Origin of the sequence: Flavobacterium luteum (assembly GCF_008806775.1) — a bacterium.
Lineage (GTDB): Bacteria > Bacteroidota > Bacteroidia > Flavobacteriales > Flavobacteriaceae > Flavobacterium > Flavobacterium luteum.
Map to the genome: position 1 here is coordinate 44,769 of NZ_WAEM01000006.1, position 17,586 is coordinate 62,354.

The 17,586-nt window shown below is 32.1% G+C and carries 17 protein-coding genes; 6 read left to right on the forward strand and 11 right to left on the reverse strand.

The window, feature by feature from the left end:
• Positions 1-67 precede the first annotated feature (67 nt).
• Both F6464_RS11035 and F6464_RS11040 read left to right on the forward strand, forming a co-directional pair.
• Positions 68-1,249, forward strand: a complete 1,182-nt coding sequence (locus F6464_RS11035) for an acetyl-CoA C-acyltransferase (protein ID WP_151107870.1) — start codon at positions 68-70, stop codon at positions 1,247-1,249.
• An 86-nt stretch (positions 1,250-1,335) separates the two neighbouring features.
• Complete coding sequence (locus F6464_RS11040; RefSeq protein ID WP_151107871.1) at positions 1,336-2,097, forward strand: C40 family peptidase; 762 nt, start codon at positions 1,336-1,338, stop codon at positions 2,095-2,097.
• A 2-nt stretch (positions 2,098-2,099) separates the two neighbouring features.
• Here the strand turns inward: F6464_RS11040 and F6464_RS11045 are convergent, their stop codons facing one another.
• From F6464_RS11045 to F6464_RS11090, 10 genes are all read right to left on the reverse strand, one after another.
• Positions 2,100-3,269, reverse strand: a complete 1,170-nt coding sequence (locus tag F6464_RS11045) for a proline dehydrogenase family protein (RefSeq protein WP_151107872.1) — start codon at positions 3,267-3,269, stop codon at positions 2,100-2,102.
• Between the two features lie 97 nt (positions 3,270-3,366).
• Complete coding sequence (locus F6464_RS11050; RefSeq protein WP_151107873.1) at positions 3,367-4,794, reverse strand: SDR family oxidoreductase; 1,428 nt, start codon at positions 4,792-4,794, stop codon at positions 3,367-3,369.
• A gap of 13 nt (positions 4,795-4,807) precedes the next feature.
• The gene (locus F6464_RS11055) at positions 4,808-6,100 is read right to left on the reverse strand and encodes a DASH family cryptochrome (protein ID WP_151107874.1); all 1,293 of its coding nucleotides are present in this window, start codon (positions 6,098-6,100) and stop codon (positions 4,808-4,810) included.
• Positions 6,100-7,635, reverse strand: coding sequence for a cryptochrome/photolyase family protein (locus F6464_RS11060; RefSeq protein ID WP_151107875.1), 1,536 nt, complete (start codon positions 7,633-7,635; stop codon positions 6,100-6,102). The genes F6464_RS11055 and F6464_RS11060 overlap by 1 nt, the downstream gene beginning before the upstream one ends.
• 1 nt (position 7,636) lies before the next feature.
• On the reverse strand, positions 7,637-7,774 hold the full coding sequence (locus F6464_RS11065; protein WP_151107876.1) for a DUF2256 domain-containing protein: 138 nt from the start codon (positions 7,772-7,774) through the stop codon (positions 7,637-7,639).
• Complete coding sequence (locus F6464_RS11070; RefSeq protein WP_151107877.1) at positions 7,761-8,495, reverse strand: YqjF family protein; 735 nt, start codon at positions 8,493-8,495, stop codon at positions 7,761-7,763. Before F6464_RS11070 ends, F6464_RS11065 begins: the two co-directional genes overlap by 14 nt.
• A 1-nt stretch (position 8,496) precedes the next feature.
• Entirely contained in the window at positions 8,497-9,990 is a 1,494-nt protein-coding gene (locus tag F6464_RS11075) for a cryptochrome/deoxyribodipyrimidine photo-lyase family protein (RefSeq protein ID WP_151107878.1), read from the reverse strand.
• Position 9,991: 1 nt separating this feature from the next.
• Positions 9,992-10,630 carry a flavin reductase family protein gene (locus tag F6464_RS11080; RefSeq protein WP_151107879.1) on the reverse strand — a complete coding sequence of 213 codons (639 nt, stop codon included), beginning with the start codon at positions 10,628-10,630 and terminating at the stop codon, positions 9,992-9,994.
• Between the two features lie 33 nt (positions 10,631-10,663).
• Complete coding sequence (locus F6464_RS11085; protein WP_151107880.1) at positions 10,664-11,065, reverse strand: DUF2452 domain-containing protein; 402 nt, start codon at positions 11,063-11,065, stop codon at positions 10,664-10,666.
• Between the two features lie 54 nt (positions 11,066-11,119).
• Positions 11,120-11,410, reverse strand: a complete 291-nt coding sequence (locus F6464_RS11090; RefSeq protein WP_151107881.1) for a TIGR03643 family protein — start codon at positions 11,408-11,410, stop codon at positions 11,120-11,122.
• A 131-nt stretch (positions 11,411-11,541) separates the two neighbouring features.
• Between F6464_RS11090 and aroB the strand changes: the two genes are divergently transcribed.
• The 4 genes from aroB (at position 11,542) to F6464_RS11110 (ending at position 15,800) form a co-directional block, all read left to right on the forward strand.
• Positions 11,542-12,609 (forward strand): 3-dehydroquinate synthase, encoded by a 1,068-nt coding sequence (aroB, locus tag F6464_RS11095; RefSeq protein ID WP_151107882.1) that lies wholly within the window; start codon positions 11,542-11,544, stop codon positions 12,607-12,609.
• Positions 12,610-12,900: 291 nt separating this feature from the next.
• Positions 12,901-14,301 (forward strand): type III PLP-dependent enzyme domain-containing protein, encoded by a 1,401-nt coding sequence (locus F6464_RS11100; RefSeq protein ID WP_151107883.1) that lies wholly within the window; start codon positions 12,901-12,903, stop codon positions 14,299-14,301.
• Positions 14,302-14,402: 101 nt separating this feature from the next.
• Positions 14,403-15,374: a deoxyhypusine synthase family protein gene (locus F6464_RS11105; RefSeq protein ID WP_151107884.1), complete on the forward strand. Its 972-nt coding sequence runs from the start codon at positions 14,403-14,405 to the stop codon at positions 15,372-15,374.
• Between the two features lie 3 nt (positions 15,375-15,377).
• Entirely contained in the window at positions 15,378-15,800 is a 423-nt protein-coding gene (locus tag F6464_RS11110; protein ID WP_151107885.1) for a DNA primase, read from the forward strand.
• Positions 15,801-16,029: 229 nt separating this feature from the next.
• Here the strand turns inward: F6464_RS11110 and F6464_RS11115 are convergent, their stop codons facing one another.
• The gene (locus tag F6464_RS11115) at positions 16,030-17,565 is read right to left on the reverse strand and encodes a T9SS type A sorting domain-containing protein (RefSeq protein WP_151107886.1); all 1,536 of its coding nucleotides are present in this window, start codon (positions 17,563-17,565) and stop codon (positions 16,030-16,032) included.
• Between the last annotated feature and the right edge of the window lie 21 nt (positions 17,566-17,586).

The following is a 17,586-nucleotide window of genomic DNA, read 5'->3' on the forward strand; positions in this document are numbered from 1 at the left end:
CAGAAATCCAACTCAGAATTACCCCAGAAATGATTAAATTCGCAACACAAACTAACATCTAAATAACATGAACAAAAAAGTGGTTATCGTTTCAGCAGTTCGAACTCCAATTGGGAGTTTTATGGGAGCATTATCTTCTATAACGGCAACTCAATTAGGAGCTGTGGCTATAAAAGGGGCTTTAGAAAAAATAAATTTAGATGCTAGTTTAGTCGACGAAGTTTTGATGGGGAATGTGGTACAGGCCGGAGTTGGTCAAGCTCCAGCTAGACAAGCCGCTTTGTTGGCAGGACTACCAAATAGTGTCATTGCAACAACTGTAAATAAAGTTTGTGCTTCAGGCATGAAAGCGGTTATGCAAGGGGCTCAGGCTATTTTGGCTGGAGATGCCGATGTTATTGTTGCTGGAGGCATGGAAAGCATGAGTCAAATTCCACATTATGTACATTTAAGAAATGGCTATAAATTTGGTCCTGCAACAATGATTGACGGATTGCAAAAAGATGGCTTAACAGATGCTTACGATAATAATGCGATGGGAGTTCATGCCGATTTGTGTGCATCAACTTATGCTATTTCTAGAGAGGCTCAAGATGATTTTGCCATTCAGTCGTATGAACGATCAGCAAAAGCTTGGGAATCAGGAAAATTCAACAACGAAATTGTACCAGTAACTATTCCTCAACGAAGAGGAGAACCAATTCTATTTTCAAAAGATGAAGAATTCACGAATGTAAAATTGGATAAAATACCTTCACTAAATCCTGTTTTTACAAAGGACGGTACCGTAACTCCAGCAAATGCTTCAACTATTAACGACGGTGCTGCAGCAGTCGTTTTAATGAGTGAAGAAAAAGCTCTCGAATTAGGAGTAAAACCTCTAGCTTATATTTTAAGCTATGCAGATGCCTCTCAAGAACCAAAATGGTTTACCACTACTCCATCTAAAGCATTGCCTAAAGCACTTAATAAAATTGGATTAAATGTCAGCGATGTTGATTTTTTCGAATTTAATGAAGCCTTTGCTGTTGTAGGAATTGCAAATGCAAAAATTCTTGGTTTAGATAATGATAAAGTCAATGTTAATGGTGGTGCCGTTTCATTGGGTCATCCCTTGGGTTGCTCCGGAGCTCGTATCCTAGTAACATTAATTAATGTTTTAGAACAAAATAATGCTAAAATTGGTGCTGCTGCAATTTGTAACGGCGGCGGCGGAGCATCTGCAATAGTTATTGAAAGAGCGATATAAATAATTATTTATTTTTAATAATTACTGATATTTAGTATCATTGTAGAATATTTTAAAATTTTCATTCTAAAATTAAAATCCAATAGATGTTTGGTATTTGTAATTTATCCATAATTCCTCTTCGGGCTGAGCCAAATGATAAAAGCGAAATTGTTTCTCAAGTTTTGTTTGGTGAGCATTTTGAAATTTTAGAAAGTACTAAACAATGGGCAAAAATTAAATTACATTTTGACGACTATTTAGGATGGATTGACATCAAACAATACCAGTCTATTTCAGAATCAAATTTCAAACAATTATCAGAGGATGCCATTATTTTAAATGCCGATTTAATTGAATACATTATTGGTACAAATAATTTTTTGATGCCAATTTCACTTGGTGCGTCATTATCCTTTTTAAATCATTCGGAAATAAATAGTTCTAATTTTAATTTTGAAGGTTTAAAAGTTAGTGGTATTAAACCAAAATCAAACCTTATTGATACTGCATATATGTATTTAAATGCTCCTTACCTTTGGGGCGGAAAAACCCCTTTTGGGATTGACTGCTCCGGATTTACCCAAATGGTTTACAAACTTAACGGTTACCATTTGTTGCGTGATGCTTCACAGCAATCAAAACAAGGAGAGGCTTTAAGTTTTATTGAAGAAAGCGAACCTGGTGATTTGGCTTTTTTTGATAATGAGGAAGGTAACATTATTCATGTTGGAATAATAATGGAAAATAATTTCATCATTCACGCCAGTGGAAAAGTTCGTATTGATCGCTTAGATCATCTCGGAATTTATAATGCCGATTCCAATAGACATACCCATAAATTAAGAGTTATAAAAAAAATTATCTGATACTATTTTATCTTTCTTCTTTTTCTTTCTGCTTTTATAAGACTTAATTCTCTGCTGGTTTGCCCTGCAACAGAAGTGTTTTCTTCGGCTCTTCGAATTAAATAAGGCATAACATCACGAACTGGTCCAAATGGAAGGTATTTAGCCACATTGTATCCGTGAGCCGCTAGATTGAAACTGATATTATCACTCATTCCGTATAATTGTCCGAACCAAATTCTTGAATCATTTTTCGCAACCCCTTTTTCATTTATAAATTCCATTAATTTATAAGAACTCGATTCGTTGTGTGTTCCTGCAAAAATGGACATACTATCTAAATGTTCTATCATGTAGCGAATGCAAGCGTCATAATTTTTATCAGTTGCTTCTTTTGAAACACAAATTGGTGAAGTGTATTTTTTTTCTTCGGCACGACTATTCTCTTTTTCCATATAAGCACCGCGAACAATTTTCATCCCAATAAAAAAGCCGTCTCGTTTGGCTCTTTCATGAATTCCTTTTAAATAATCCAACCGATCCCAACGATACATTTGTAAAGTATTAAAAACTATTGCTTTATCTTTATTGTATTTTCGCATCATTTCTTCTGCTAAATCATCTGCAGCATCTTGCATCCAGCTTTCTTCGGCATCTATTAATAAAGCCACATCTTTATCGTGAGCCGTTTTACAAATAATTTCAAAACGTTCTTTTACTTTATTCCATTCGGCAGTTTCAGTTTCAGAAAGAGGTTGCTTCTCGCCTACTTTTGTGTATAAATCCAATCTTCCCAAACCTGTTGGTTTAAAAACCGCAAAGGGAATTGCTTTACGCTCTTTAGCAAACTCAATAGTTTTTAAAGTCATTTTTAAAGTGGCATCAAACTGATCTTCTTCTTCTTTTCCTTCTACGGAATAGTCTAAAACTGAAGAAACGCCTTTAGTATACATTTTATCAACAACCGATAAGCAATCGTTCTCGTTTATACCACCACAAAAATGGTCGAAAACAGTAGCTCTAATTAAACCATCAACTGGTAGGTGTGCTTTTAATGCAAAATTAGTAACTGCGGTTCCTATCCTGACTAAAGGTTCATTGGCTATCATTTTGAAAAGAAAATAGGCTCTGTCTAGTTCGGTATCACTTTTTAAAGCAAATGCAACTTGAGTATTGTTAAAAATTTTCTCCATTTTTTATATAAAAAAACTATCTAGTTAAAGGCATCAAAAATCTTAAAAACAACTAAAATGCATTATCCGTACAAATATAATAGGAATACTATAATTTTTATTTTGATTTAGCAATTTCTTTTATCATACCGTCAAAAATGAAAAAATGAAATGGAATCATCGCATACCAATACAATCGTCCGAAAATACCCTTTGGTCTAAAGGTCGCAACTTGATGTAAAACATCATTTTTGTCAATTCTAAATTCAAGCCAAGCCTCACCAGGAACTCGCATTTCTGCAAAAAGCAACAATCTTTTATTTTCTTTATCTGCTAGTAAAACCCGCCAAAAGTCTAATGAGTCCCCATTATCTATATGCGTCGGACTCGTTCTTCCACGGCGCAATCCAACTCCACCAAAGATTTTATCTACAAAACCGCGAAGTTGCCACATCCAGTTGCCATAATACCATCCTTTTTCACCACCAATAGACCATATATTTTCTAATACTTGCTCTGAATTGATAATTTTTATTTGTTTTGTGTCTTTTAAACATCCAAAACTTGGCACTTGAATGTAATTGGATAGACTTTTTTTAAATCGGCTACTCACTAAACTATCTTTCCAACTAGAAATTACGAGATTTTGTTCAATTTTTTCAAAGGCCAATTTTATAGCATCAACGTAAGAAATAGGCTTTATTTTTAATAATTTTTGTAGTCTATTATCTTTACAAACTACTTCTACCTTCATACTGTCTACTAAATTTACAGCCAATTTATAGGAGGTAGAAGTTACAAAGTACAACCAATAAGACGATAATTTAGGGGTCATAATTGGAATTGTAAAAATAGCCAACTTGACACCACGTGTTTTCGCATACAATTGCATCATTTGCTTGTAGGTAATAATGTTAGGGCCACCAATATCAAAAGATTGATTGTAACAAGAAGCTCTGTTTAGAACCCCCATTAAATACTGAATAACATCTCTAATGGCAATAGGTTGAGTTTTAGTCAAAACCCATTTTGGTGTAATCATGACTGGAATTTTCTCGCATAAATCTCTAATGATTTCAAAAGACGAACTTCCTGAGCCTACTATAATCCCTGCTTTTAAAACAGTCAAATTAGGCTTTCCCTCAAACAATATTTTTTCTACATTATTTCTAGAAAGCATGTGCTTAGACAACTTAGGATCATTAACTATTCCGCTTAAATATATGACTTGTTTGATATTCATAAATTCTGAATAGCAATTGAAATTTTCCGCAGTCTTTGCTTCCATTGTATCAAAAGTTCCTATTGAACTCGACATTGAGTGAATCAAAAAATAAGCAATATCAATTTCCTTTGGGCAATTGTCTAGGTTAACTTCCTCTAAAAAGTCTACTTCCCAAATAGTGATTAACGAAAGTGTATGCGCGTCTAAACCCAAACGAATTTTATCTCGGACAGCACAAATCACTTCATGACCCTGCTCTAACAATTCTGGCAATAAACGTCTGCCTACATAACCGTTTGATCCTGTTAATAAAATTTTCATATTTGTATTTATACTAATTATTCAACCACAATTTTCTAAAAGACTTATCTTTATCATATAGAGTAGCTTGCTTTTCAATATTAAAATAACGATTCTCTCGAGGATCATTTCCAACACCTGCAAGATAAGCCCAATTTCCCCAATTGCTACATTCATCGTAATCGATTAATTGTTGCTCAAAATAACTGGCACCAAAGCGCCAATCTAATTTTAAATCGTTACAAAAATAACTTGCAACATTTTGTCTCCCTCGATTGCTCATAAATCCTGTTAGTTTTAACTCAATCATATTAGCATCTATAAAATCTTCGTTCGTATTTCCATCTACCCAATTTTGAATTAGTTTTTCACTAATTGCTTTTGGAATTTCTTTTTCTGAGTTAATTCCTGATGCTTGAAACATTTTAGATTGGTGTTTCTTAAACATAAACCGAAAAAAATCTCTCCATAACAATTCGAAAATCAGCCAATATGTTGACTCATTTGCGCCATAATTTGATTCATATTTCTTCAACTCATGATAAATAAATCGAGGAGAAATACAACCTAATGCCAACCATGCTGAAAACTTTGAAGAATAATCAGACCCAACCAAACCATTTCTTGTTTCTTTATAAGAAGAAATCTTTTTAGTTTGAAAGAAATAATACTTTAATCGGTTATTCGCCTCGTCTTCACCGCCTTTAAAATGCATAGCAGCTCTAGAATCGATTGCTTCAAATTTTAAATCTAAGTCATCTAATGTAGGGTAGTCAGCTTCTGGAATATCAATTGAATTTACATGTTCAGGTCGATCGAAAATGTTTCTAATTGTAGATTCTTTTTCTATTTTCTTTCTGAAATTGGTAAAAACATCGGGGATGTCTTTAATAGAAAATGGTAAGTCTTCAGCATGATATAATGTACTTGTGCTAAAGGTTTCAAACTCACATCGTAATTTAAAAAGTTCTTTCTGAACTAGTTGCTCGGTTTGTTTTTCTTCATAGGCCACCTCACGCTTGGCAAAAACTTTAAAGGCTTTGTATTGTAGAACTATTTTCGATATTTCAACCTCTGGCTTTCCTTTTAAAATGAGCAAACCAGAACCTAAACTTCGAAGATTTTTATCTAAATCTTTTAATGATTCTATTAAAAATTGTACTCTAAAACTTCCCGTTTTTTTAAAACCATAGGATGTAATTTCAAAATGTGAATCGTCAAAACAATATACTGGAATTATTTGATCACTTTGTGAAAGTGCTTTAACTAGAGTTTCATTGTCTTGTAATCGTAAATCGGTTTTAAACCAAACAATTGCAGTTTTCATTATAATTCATTTATGTTTTTTAAGTAATAATTAGCTTGCTCTATTAATTCCACTTTAGATTCAGGTTTCATTTTTCGCCATACATTATACATCATTCCGATTCTTGGATTTTTAGCTAATTTATTTTCGTTTTTATCATAAAAATTCCAATATAAACTATTAAAGGGACATGATTTATCGCCAGTTTTTAATGCTTTATTATAAAAACAAGACCCACAATAATGGCTCATTTTATCAATATAGGAAGCGGAACTTACATAGGGTTTTGTTCCAACAATTCCACCATCGGCAAACTGGCTCATTCCACGAGTATTTGTGATTTCAACCCACTCAATGGCATCAATATAAATTCCTAGATACCAAGCATCAATTTCATCTGGATGAATTCCTGCCAACAAAGCAAAATTACCAGTAATCATTAATCGTTGAATATGATGAGCATAGGCATAGTTTAACGATTGATTAATGGCATCTTTCATACAATTCATTTTGGTTTTTCCTGTCCAAAACCAATCAGGTAATTTTTCTTGATGGTTAAAAAAATTCATTGAAGCATATTCTGGCATTTTATTCCAATAAACTCCACGCATGTATTCCCGCCATCCTATTATTTGACGAACAAAACCTTCTAATTGATTGAATTCGATTTCATCAGGTCGATTTTGCCATTCCTGAATAGCACGATCAATTACCTCTTGAGGTGAAATCATTTTTACATTCATAGAAAATGAAATTCTTGAATGATACAATGACCATTCATTTGGTGCCATTGCATCTTGATAACTTCCAAATAAATGCAAACATTCAGTAACAAAAAATTCTAATAATTGCAACGATTGATTTCTATTTATTGGCCAAACAAAATTATTTACAACAATTGAACCAATTGTATTTATTGTCGTTTTTTGAATTTCATGAACAATTTTAGCAACATTATTATTAAAAACTAAGGGCGCGGTTGGCTTGTGATTTTTGGGTAGTTTTTTTCGATTATCACTATCATAATTCCATTGCCCTGTTAAAGGTTTGTCACCCTCCATTAAAACACCATGCTTTTTTCGTAGGGCGCGATAAAAGCTTTCTAACAAAAATGTTTTTTTGCCTTCAAAGAAATTCCCTAGTTCATAACGAGTAGTAAAAAAGTGCTCGGAATCGACAAGTGCAGTTGAAATTGAAATAGATTGGCAAAGGTTTTTTAAAATAACATCTAATCGATATTCATCAGGCAATTGATATTCAAAATGGGTGAAATTAAGTTTTAAAATTAAGTTTTCTATGTTTTTATCAAACGATTGTAAATTAAATTCGTCATTGATATAAATATATATAACATTATGGTTGTTAGCTTCTAATTCAGATGCAAAAGATTGCATTGCAGCGAAAAACCCAACCACTTTTTGTATGTGATGGCTTGCGTAATCAGTTTCAGTTCTAATTTCCATCAATACATAAGTAACTGAATCATCAATGGTTTTAAACCATGAATGATTGCTGTTGAGTTGATCGCCAAGTATTAATCGTAAGGTTTTGCTCATTTTATTTATTCGTTCTACATTTGTCACTGCAATATTTAACTTCCTCCCAAACTTTTTCCCATTTTTTTCTCCATGTAAACGGTTTGTTGCAAACGACACATGTTTTTGATGGCAGATTTTGTTTCTTAACTCCTTTCACTATTAAAATTTAATTTTGTTCGTTTCCAATTTACTTTAACAGATGAACCTTCTGCAATAAAAACAGCAGTAGGTTTAGTTTGATTTAAAATTGAAAATGATTCTCCATACATGGCTTCAAAATCACAATGAATTCTGTAATCATTAATTTTATGAACATTCCAACTTGGATGTTGCAATTGGTATTCTTCGGTTTTATGTTCATCAATTTTTGTATAACCATAATAATGCTCGTAGATAAATTTTTCTAAACTGTTTTTCTTCATTGCTTCTGATTGCGTATCAGATTCAACATAAATACTATTCCACTTTTTATTTACGAGCCATTGAAATTTTATTTTCTGATTCGTAGCAGTGGTTCGGATTTTGTGTTTAGTTGGAACTACAGTGTAATGCTCTTTGTATAATTTATTTGCCATCCAAGCCACCATTTTGTAAGGAATGGTTTCATTAATAAAAACAACACCACGTTTCATTTGATTTCCATCTTTTCTTAGCACATAAAACCGTAAATTAATTTCTTCAAAAGTGCCAAAAAAAGGAATTGGAACATTGAATAATCTGGTTTTTTTAAACATGAAACCCACTAAACTGATAAAGGCTTTTCCTTCATGCAAATCAAGTTCTACGCCTTTTGGCAAAAATGGCAAAAGTATGGATTTATCAATTTCGTAATTAGCCATGATAATGTGTTCCCAGTTTGCTTTTAAAAATACTGCCATTTTAAATTTTCTTTTTTGATTTTAAATTACGATTGGGATGACTCACATGTTTTTTTAAAATCCGTTTTCCTTCTACTTTCACATCGTCATTTTTTCTAAAACTCCATACTATGTCACTAGCCATTTTTCGAGTTTCATCAATATCTACAATAGGAAACGGATAATCTTTGCCTAGTTCGCAGTTATAAAATTGTTGCTCAATTGGATTTAACTTCCATGGCTCATGAATTAATTCTGTTGGAACTTCAGACAACTCAGGAATCCATTGTTTGATAAAAATTCCTTCCGAGTCGTGTTCTTCGGAATTTTTAATGGGATTGTATATTCTTATGGTATTAATTCCTGTAGTTCCTGATTGCATTTGCAACTGTGGGTAATGAATTCCGGGTTCGTAATCTAAAAACTGACGTGCTAAAAAATGGAGTTCTCGCCAATCTTGCCACAAATTGAAGGTGAAAAATGAAACGACCATAGCGCGCATTCTAAAATTTAAATATCCAGTTGCTACAACACATCGCATGCAAGCATCCACAATTGGAACACCTGTTCTTCCTTCTTGCCAAGCTTTTATATACAGTTCGTTTTTAGGTTTTAATAATGAATCGTACGCTCTATTTACATTTTCAAATTCCATGCGACATTCGTCTTCAAATTTTTGAATAAAGTGGCAATGCCAATGCAAGCGCGATACAAAATTGAGTATGGCGCGCTTATTTTTTGAATTTTCGTAAAATTGATTGGTATACTGATACACCATTCGCATGCTGATATTTCCATAGGTTAGATAAGGAGATAATCGACTGCAACCTTTTCTACTTAAACTGGGTTTGGAAATGTGTTTACTATAATTGACATGGCGTTCTTTTACAAAGCTATCTAAATAGCGCCAGGCAAGAGTTTCGCCACCTTGTTGGAAGTTTTTATTACGGGTTATGATTTCAGGAAGTAAATTTTCTCCTTTAAGTGCATCATAAAAACTTTTATTTAAAACCTCAATTTTTAAAGTTGATAAATCAATTATTTTGGGATTGTCACGCATTACCATTTCCCAACGTTTGTCCCAATCGCTTCTTGATTTTAATTTGCGGATTATGCCATGCATTTGAGATTGTTTCCAAAAAATATTCTTTTTATCAAGAAAAGATTGTATTGCACTATCTCTGTCATAAGTGATTTTATTACCAATTTCTTGATGTGAAAAAACGGTTTTAACATCAAATATTTCTAATATTTTGCCAAAAACAAGCTGTACTTCATTATGAAAAATATAAATTTGGGCATTATAACCCTTTAATTTTGAATTCATTTCTTGCAACGATTCATAAATAAATCGCCAATGTCGTACATCTGAATCATCATATTTCATTACAGAAGGTTCAAAAAAATAAACTAAAAGTGTAGGGATATTTTCTTGTTGTGCCATAAAAAGGGGTTCGTGATCTGTAAAACGCAAATCACGTTTGAACCAAACAATATTTATAGCTTTTTTATTCAATTTACTGTATTGATGTTAATTCTTTGTTGGGCTTTGCATAACTTAATCGGTCTAATTTAGATGTTTTGTGATAACTATCTAATCCGGAGCAGGTAATTGTATTAGCAAGTTCTAAATCTACAAATCCATCATTGCTCAAAGAATTTTCTGGAATATAAATTTGAATTATTTCACCTATTAATAGTATGGTATTATTAATTGCAATGTCTATCTTTTCCTTAAATGCAACACCTAACTGAATATTACTTTCGGAAACAAAAGGAGCAAAAAAATTATTTTTGAATTCTTTGTTTAAACCAGTCTCATCAAATTCAGAAATTGTGGCATCATATCTTGCTGAAGTTTGATGAGCTTGCTTATAAATAGCTTCATTAATATGATTTACGGTATAAAAACCTGTATCTAATATATTTCGTAAAGTATCACGCTCAGGTGGACTTGGTCGAAAAATCATTCCTAAAAGAGGTGGTTGAGCACCGATATGAAAAAAAGAACTAAAAATTCCTAAATTGGTATTCCCGTTTTTATCAGACGTTCCTACTAACGAAACACTTTTAAATCCTCCTAAACTGTTTATGAGATGAACACGCTCTTGTTTATCCATTGCTATTAAAGCATCTGAAGTAATATATCTTTTCATGTAATATTATCTAATTTTAGGTAAATTTTATTTTTATCGGTTTAAAATGACCCACTTTTTGTTACTATTCAATTTAAAAGTTCCAACATGTTCCTTGTTCCATTCTTGTGGAGAAATTAATGACAGAAAATATACTCCGTCGTCACCTAAATACAAATGATATGTTTCGCCAATAACAGGTTCAAAGGAAAATCTAGCACTATAAACTAATTCATTCCATTCGTATTCCTTCATTAGATCTTGGTACTGCATTTTGAGTTCGTTAAACTTATTTTCAAACTCTTTGTTTACATTTGTAATTCCTCTACTTTTCCATGAAACAACATCATCCATCTTAATTACTGGCGCACCAACACTAGTTGAATAGCTTAAGAGACTAGCATTGTACCCGTCATCATCAGAAAATACAACATTATCAGGTTTGTCTTTTTTCATTCTTTATTAAATATTATTTTATACTCTATTTTTGCATTTTGATGATTACAATAACTACCGTTTAGAAATTTTGTTATTAGAAATTGAACGTTGTAAATTACATTTAAAACGATCAATTCCCTCAACACGCTTCGCCACATGCTTAGTTTTGCAGTTTTCTACACGTTTTCGCCACAAAACATAACTCTTAAACTTTAACTCTTTTTTCATCAATACTTTTACATCAGCCTCAGCCAAACCAAACTGAATTTTAATAGCATCAAAAGGAGTTCTGTCTTCCCAAGCCATTTCAATAATTCGATCTATTTCGACGATTGTAAAATAATTAGTACTGTAAGATGTCATTTTTTTTTGTTTAATATAATTTCAGCAAAGTTAAACAAATAAAATAGTATTTAAATAAATTATCATGTGAAAATCTTGCTAAATAATTAGAAAAAATTCCCTTATTTTGCATCTCTATTCTAAATACATCTATGACATCTATTCAAGCTAACGGATATCCAATCTATTTTAATGAAAAAGGATATGAATTTTTAAATCTTCATCTTAAAGAAAATAAATATTCTAACTTATTTATTATTGTTGATAGTAGAACAAACGAGTTGTGTTTACCTCAATTTCTTGGCTATCTAGAAACAGAACTTATTATTGAAATTATCGAATTTGATGCTGGTGAAGCCAATAAAAACATAGAAACTTGTATCCAAATTTGGAAAGTATTGACTGAGCTTGGTGCAGACAGAAAAACCCTTATTATAAATCTTGGTGGTGGTGTTGTTACTGATTTGGGCGGATTTGTAGCATCGACTTTTAAACGCGGAGTAGATTTTATAAATGTTCCAACTACACTGCTAGCTATGGTAGATGCATCAGTAGGCGGAAAAAACGGTGTTGATTTAGGAAATTTAAAAAATCAAATTGGAGTGATTAATGTGCCGAAAATGGTTCTTATAGATACAAATTATTTAGAAACGTTACCTAAAAATGAAATGCGATCAGGTCTTGCAGAAATGCTCAAACATGGCTTGATTTATGATAAAAATGAATGGGAGAAGTTTCTTGATTTGAAAGGTCTAGACTTTGCAGATTTTGATGGTTTTATTTACAGATCGGTTTCCATTAAAAACGAAATTGTTATCCAAGATCCTACCGAAAAAAACATCAGAAAAGCTCTAAACTTTGGGCATACTTTAGGTCACGCTGTTGAAAGTTATTTTCTAGAACATGAAAATAAAACTACTTTATTACATGGCGAAGCAATTGCTGCAGGTATGATTCTTGAAAGTTTTATATCTAAAGGAAAAAATCTAATTACTACAGCCGAATATCTACAGATAAAAAGTACTATAAAATCAATTTTTGAAGATATTCAATTTGAAGAAAATGATTTGAAACCTATCATAGAATTACTGATTCATGATAAGAAAAATGAATACGGCTCTATACAATTTGCTTTGCTTGACGGAATTGGGAAAATTAAAATTAATCAAGAAGTTGATAATCAATTAATTGAAAAAGCCTTTGAAGATTACAAATCTTAACGTTTATTTAATACAAAGGTCACTAACAAAATATTTTATTTTTTATATTTGTGCTAATGAATAAAAATATAAACAAAAAGAAGTTTTTTTTCTTTACTAGTAATGCTGTTTCCCCAATTGTAATAAAATTGAGGAATATATTTTTGGTTAAAGGGATTTTAAATTTTGATGTTTTTCATTATTCAAACTTTCACACAGAAAAACTGCAAATTATTTATGCTAATATTAGGGTTTGAAAAGGGATTGACATAATTATTTTAATTATTTTTAATCTTAAACTTTTATACCAAAATGAATACAAGATATTTTGACCTTATCAATCAAACCTACTATTTCCCACAAGACGAATTTACGCTAAACAAAGACACCTTACAGTTTCATAATATTGATTTGATGAAATTGGTAGAACAATATGGGACTCCTTTAAAGTTTACCTATCTGCCACAAATATCTAATAATATTAATAGAGCTAAAAATTGGTTTCGTAAAGCCATGGATAGTAATAAATATGAAGGAAAGTACTATTATTGTTATTGCACCAAGAGTTCCCATTTTGAATATGTAATGAATGAAGCTTTCAAAAACAATATTCATATAGAAACCTCCTCAGCATTTGATATAAACATAGTTGAAAACCTTTTAGAAAACGGAAAAATCAACAAAAGCACCTATATAATTTGTAATGGTTTTAAAAGGGATCAGTATATCGAAAACATTGCTCGGTTGGTAAATAACGGTCATAAAAATGCCATTCCTATAATTGATAATTATGAAGAATTAGATTTACTCCAAGCTCAAATAAAAGGGAAATTTAAAATTGGAATTCGAATTGCGGCCGAGGAAGAGCCTAAGTTTGAATTTTATACCTCTCGTTTAGGAATAGGTTACAAAAATATCGTTCAGTTTTACAAAAAACAAATTCAGGAAAATAAAAAATTGGAACTTAAAATGTTGCATTTTTTTATCAATACAGGAATTAATGACAATGCCTATTATTGGAACGAATTGGTAAAATGTATTAAAGTTTACGTAGCACTAAAAAAAGAATGTCCATCGCTTGATGGATTAAATATAGGTGGAGGGTTTCCAATAAAAAACTCGTTAGCTTTTGAGTATGATTATCAATATATGATTGACGAAATCATCAATCAAATTAAAATTGCTTGTGACGAAGCCGAAGTTGATGTTCCTAATATTTTTACCGAATTTGGATCGTTTACTGTAGGAGAAAGTGGCGGAGCAATTTACCAAATCCTATATCAAAAGCAACAGAATGATAGAGAGAAATGGAATATGATTGATTCCTCATTCATAACTACTTTGCCAGACACTTGGGCCATCAACAAACGTTTTATTATGCTAGCTGTAAACCGTTGGAACGATACGTATGAGAGAGTGCTTTTAGGCGGAATGACATGTGACAGTGACGATTATTACAACTCTGAACAAAACATGAACGCTATATATTTGCCCAAATACAATAAAGAAAAACCTTTATACATAGGATTCTTTAACACTGGAGCTTATCAAGAAACTATAGGTGGTTATGGAGGATTGCATCACTGCTTAATACCAGAACCTAAACATATTTTAATAGATAGAGATAAAAACGGAATTCTCGCAACAGAAGTGTTTTCTGAACAACAAACCTCAGAACAAGTATTAAATATTTTAGGCTACAATAAAAAATAATTTACTGTTTGCTATTTCAAAAAAAAAGATTTTCTTTGATGTGTAAATAAATCGAAAAAAAAATACCTGGAATTGTTTGGGTAGATTAAAAAAAATAGAAAATGAGTAAAGGACCTATCAGTCAATTTATAGAAAAACATTATTTGCATTTCAATTCTGCTGCACTGGTAGATGCGGCTAAAGGTTATGAACAACAACTAGCTAATGGTGCTAAAATGATGGTAACACTAGCTGGAGCAATGAGTACTGCAGAAATAGGGAAAATATTTGCCGAATTTATTCGCAAAGATAAAGTTCAAATTATTTCTTGTACTGGAGCCAATCTGGAAGAAGATATCATGAATTTAGTGGCTCATTCTCATTACGAAAGAGTACCGCATTATCGTGATTTAACTCCACAAGAAGAATGGGATTTGTTAGAGAGAGGTTTGAATAGGGTTACCGATACCTGTATTCCAGAGCACGAAGCTTTTAGACGATTACAAAAACACATCTATAAAATTTGGAAAGATGCGGATGATAATGGCGAACGCTATTTTCCGCATGAATTTATGTATAAAATGTTACTCTCAGGTGTTTTAGAAGAGTATTATGAAATAGATTTAAAAGACAGCTGGATGTATGCTGCTGCTGAGAAAAACTTACCTATTATTGTTCCTGGTTGGGAAGATAGTACCATGGGGAATATTTTCGCTTCTTATGTTATAAAAGGTGACTTAAAAGCTTCTACCATGAAATCTGGAATAGAATACATGGTTTTCTTGTCAGATTGGTATCCTAAAAACAGTGCTAACGGAGTTGGTTTTTTTCAAATTGGTGGAGGAATTGCAGGAGATTTTCCAATTTGTGTTGTTCCAATGTTATACCAAGATATGGAAATGCATGACGTTCCGTTTTGGAGTTATTTCTGTCAAATTTCAGACTCAACGACTAGTTATGGCTCTTATTCTGGGGCAGTGCCAAATGAAAAAATTACTTGGGGGAAATTAGATATTAAAACCCCAAAATTTATAATCGAATCGGATGCTACAATTGTAGCTCCACTAATTTTTGCTTACCTACTAGATTTATAATTTATGAAAAGAATTATTGTTGATTATTCAAAACTTACAAACGAAATCCTGACACTTCTCGTGGAACGTTTTCCTGACGGATATGATGACTCAAATATAGTCCGATTTAGAAATGCTCAAAACGAACTTATTGAAGCAGTAGAAGTTAAAACCGATGACACCATTTACTTAGTAAAAGTAAGCACAAAACTAGCCAGTCGATTAGAAAAATTTGACGAAGATGACGATATTGATGATATTGTAGAACCAATTGATGTAATAAAAGGTATTGATTTAGATGATGACGTCTCTGATGATGATGATGAAGAAGAGAATGATTTAACAAAAGACTCAGCCGATTCGAGTACTGATGATGATGAAGAAGACGATGACGATATGGATGGACTAGAAGATATTGTTGATGAAGACGACGATGATGAAGACTAGATAATATAGAATGAAAAATTAAAAAACAGTTGTTAGAAAATTTCTAGCAACTGTTTTTTTTTATGATAATGTGGTAAAAAATGGTTGTAAGCTTAATAGACTTAAATTTTTTAACCCTGATATTATTTCTCTTTAAATTTAATTTATATCACTAAACTATTTGGGATATAAAAAAACCGCCTCAAATTTTAATATTGAGGCAGTTTAAAATCAAATAAAATATAAAAAACTATTTCTTTAATACTTTTTTAGTAGCTATTCCTTTTTCTGTGTTAATATTCATCAAATACATTCCAGATGATAATTCTGCGATATTCATTTGTATTAATGAAGATTTACCAAATGTTTTATACTTAACTATTCTTCCGTTTAAGTCTTTAATACTAATGCTATTTATTAAATCAGCTTGCGAAGAAACTGTTATAATATCATTAGTTGGATTTGGTGATACTGAAAATGTATTAGAAGTAAAATTATTTGTTGAAAGTGATGATGTAAATTCTAAAGTATCAAAAAACAAATAAGTCTGCTCTGCTCCTATTTCCGAATTATTATGGAATCCAAAGTTATAAACCCCACTTTCTATAGCTGTCCAAGTTGCAGTTTGTTCAGTAAAAGTAGTATCGTCTGTAATAACAAAGCTACTTATAACTGTTGTTTGCTCAGTATCAACAGGAGCAATACCTACGGTTAAATCAAGTGCCATAGGTGAAACAACCGCTGGTGAAGCTGAATTATCTACCCAAAGTCTCGTTTTAAATTTTATTGTAACTGTTTCTCCCGCACTCAAACTTATAGCTCTAGAAAAACCCCATATATCTGATGCAGCTGCAGTATCATTAAAAGTATATAAAGAAGTACCGTCTCCACCATCTGCATAACTAGCTGGCGTAGAAGCAGCACTAGTTGTTAAAACTGAAAAATCACCACCAAATCCATCAGTAATTTCATTCTCAAAATCAGTTGAATAAGGTAATGTTTTGGCTAAATACCCAAAATAAGGTCCTTGGAATTCACTTTGCGAGGTAGACCCACAATTAGAACGAACATAATATCTAAAGTTTGAAGAATCTGGTAAACCTGAAATAGCACCCTCAACATAGGCTAAAGTTCCTGCAGGTACAGTAACTATAGTTCCAGTCCCTGGAGATGCTGAAGTATCTGTACTCCAATCTACATCATAATTTGCTGGAGTTCCAATAGACGGATCCCAAAATAATTTTGCAGATGTAGTAGTATAACCGCCTGCACCATAGATATCTACATAACCTGGTCTAACACAAGAAACTGCTATAAACTCAAAGGTAAAATTAAATTTTTTAGGAGACCAATTATTATCCCATTGAATATAATACGTTGTTCCGGCAGCAACAGGAACTGTAATTGTAGATAAATAATTTTGTACAGCATCACTAGGATCAACATCATCTGTATAATCTATACATGTTAGTGCAGTACAAGTACCACTTAATATAGACAATCTAGTATCACCGCTATAGGTTGCGCCACCATCATTTATTGGCAAATCAGAAGAAATAGTGATCTCTCCATTTGAAACTGGTGTATACTTGTACCAAATAGATTTTAAAGCGGTCCCAGCATCATTTAAAGTGCCGCCTAGGCAAGGATTGGAATATGTGCCAGTTATTGCAGGTGCATTTATCGTACCGTTTGCAGTAATAGCTTTAGCTGCAGCACAAGACGCTTGTGCAAAAACGTTTATGCCAATAACTAGCATAATACATGAAAGTAATAGTTTTTTCATAATTATTTTTTAAGTTTTAAA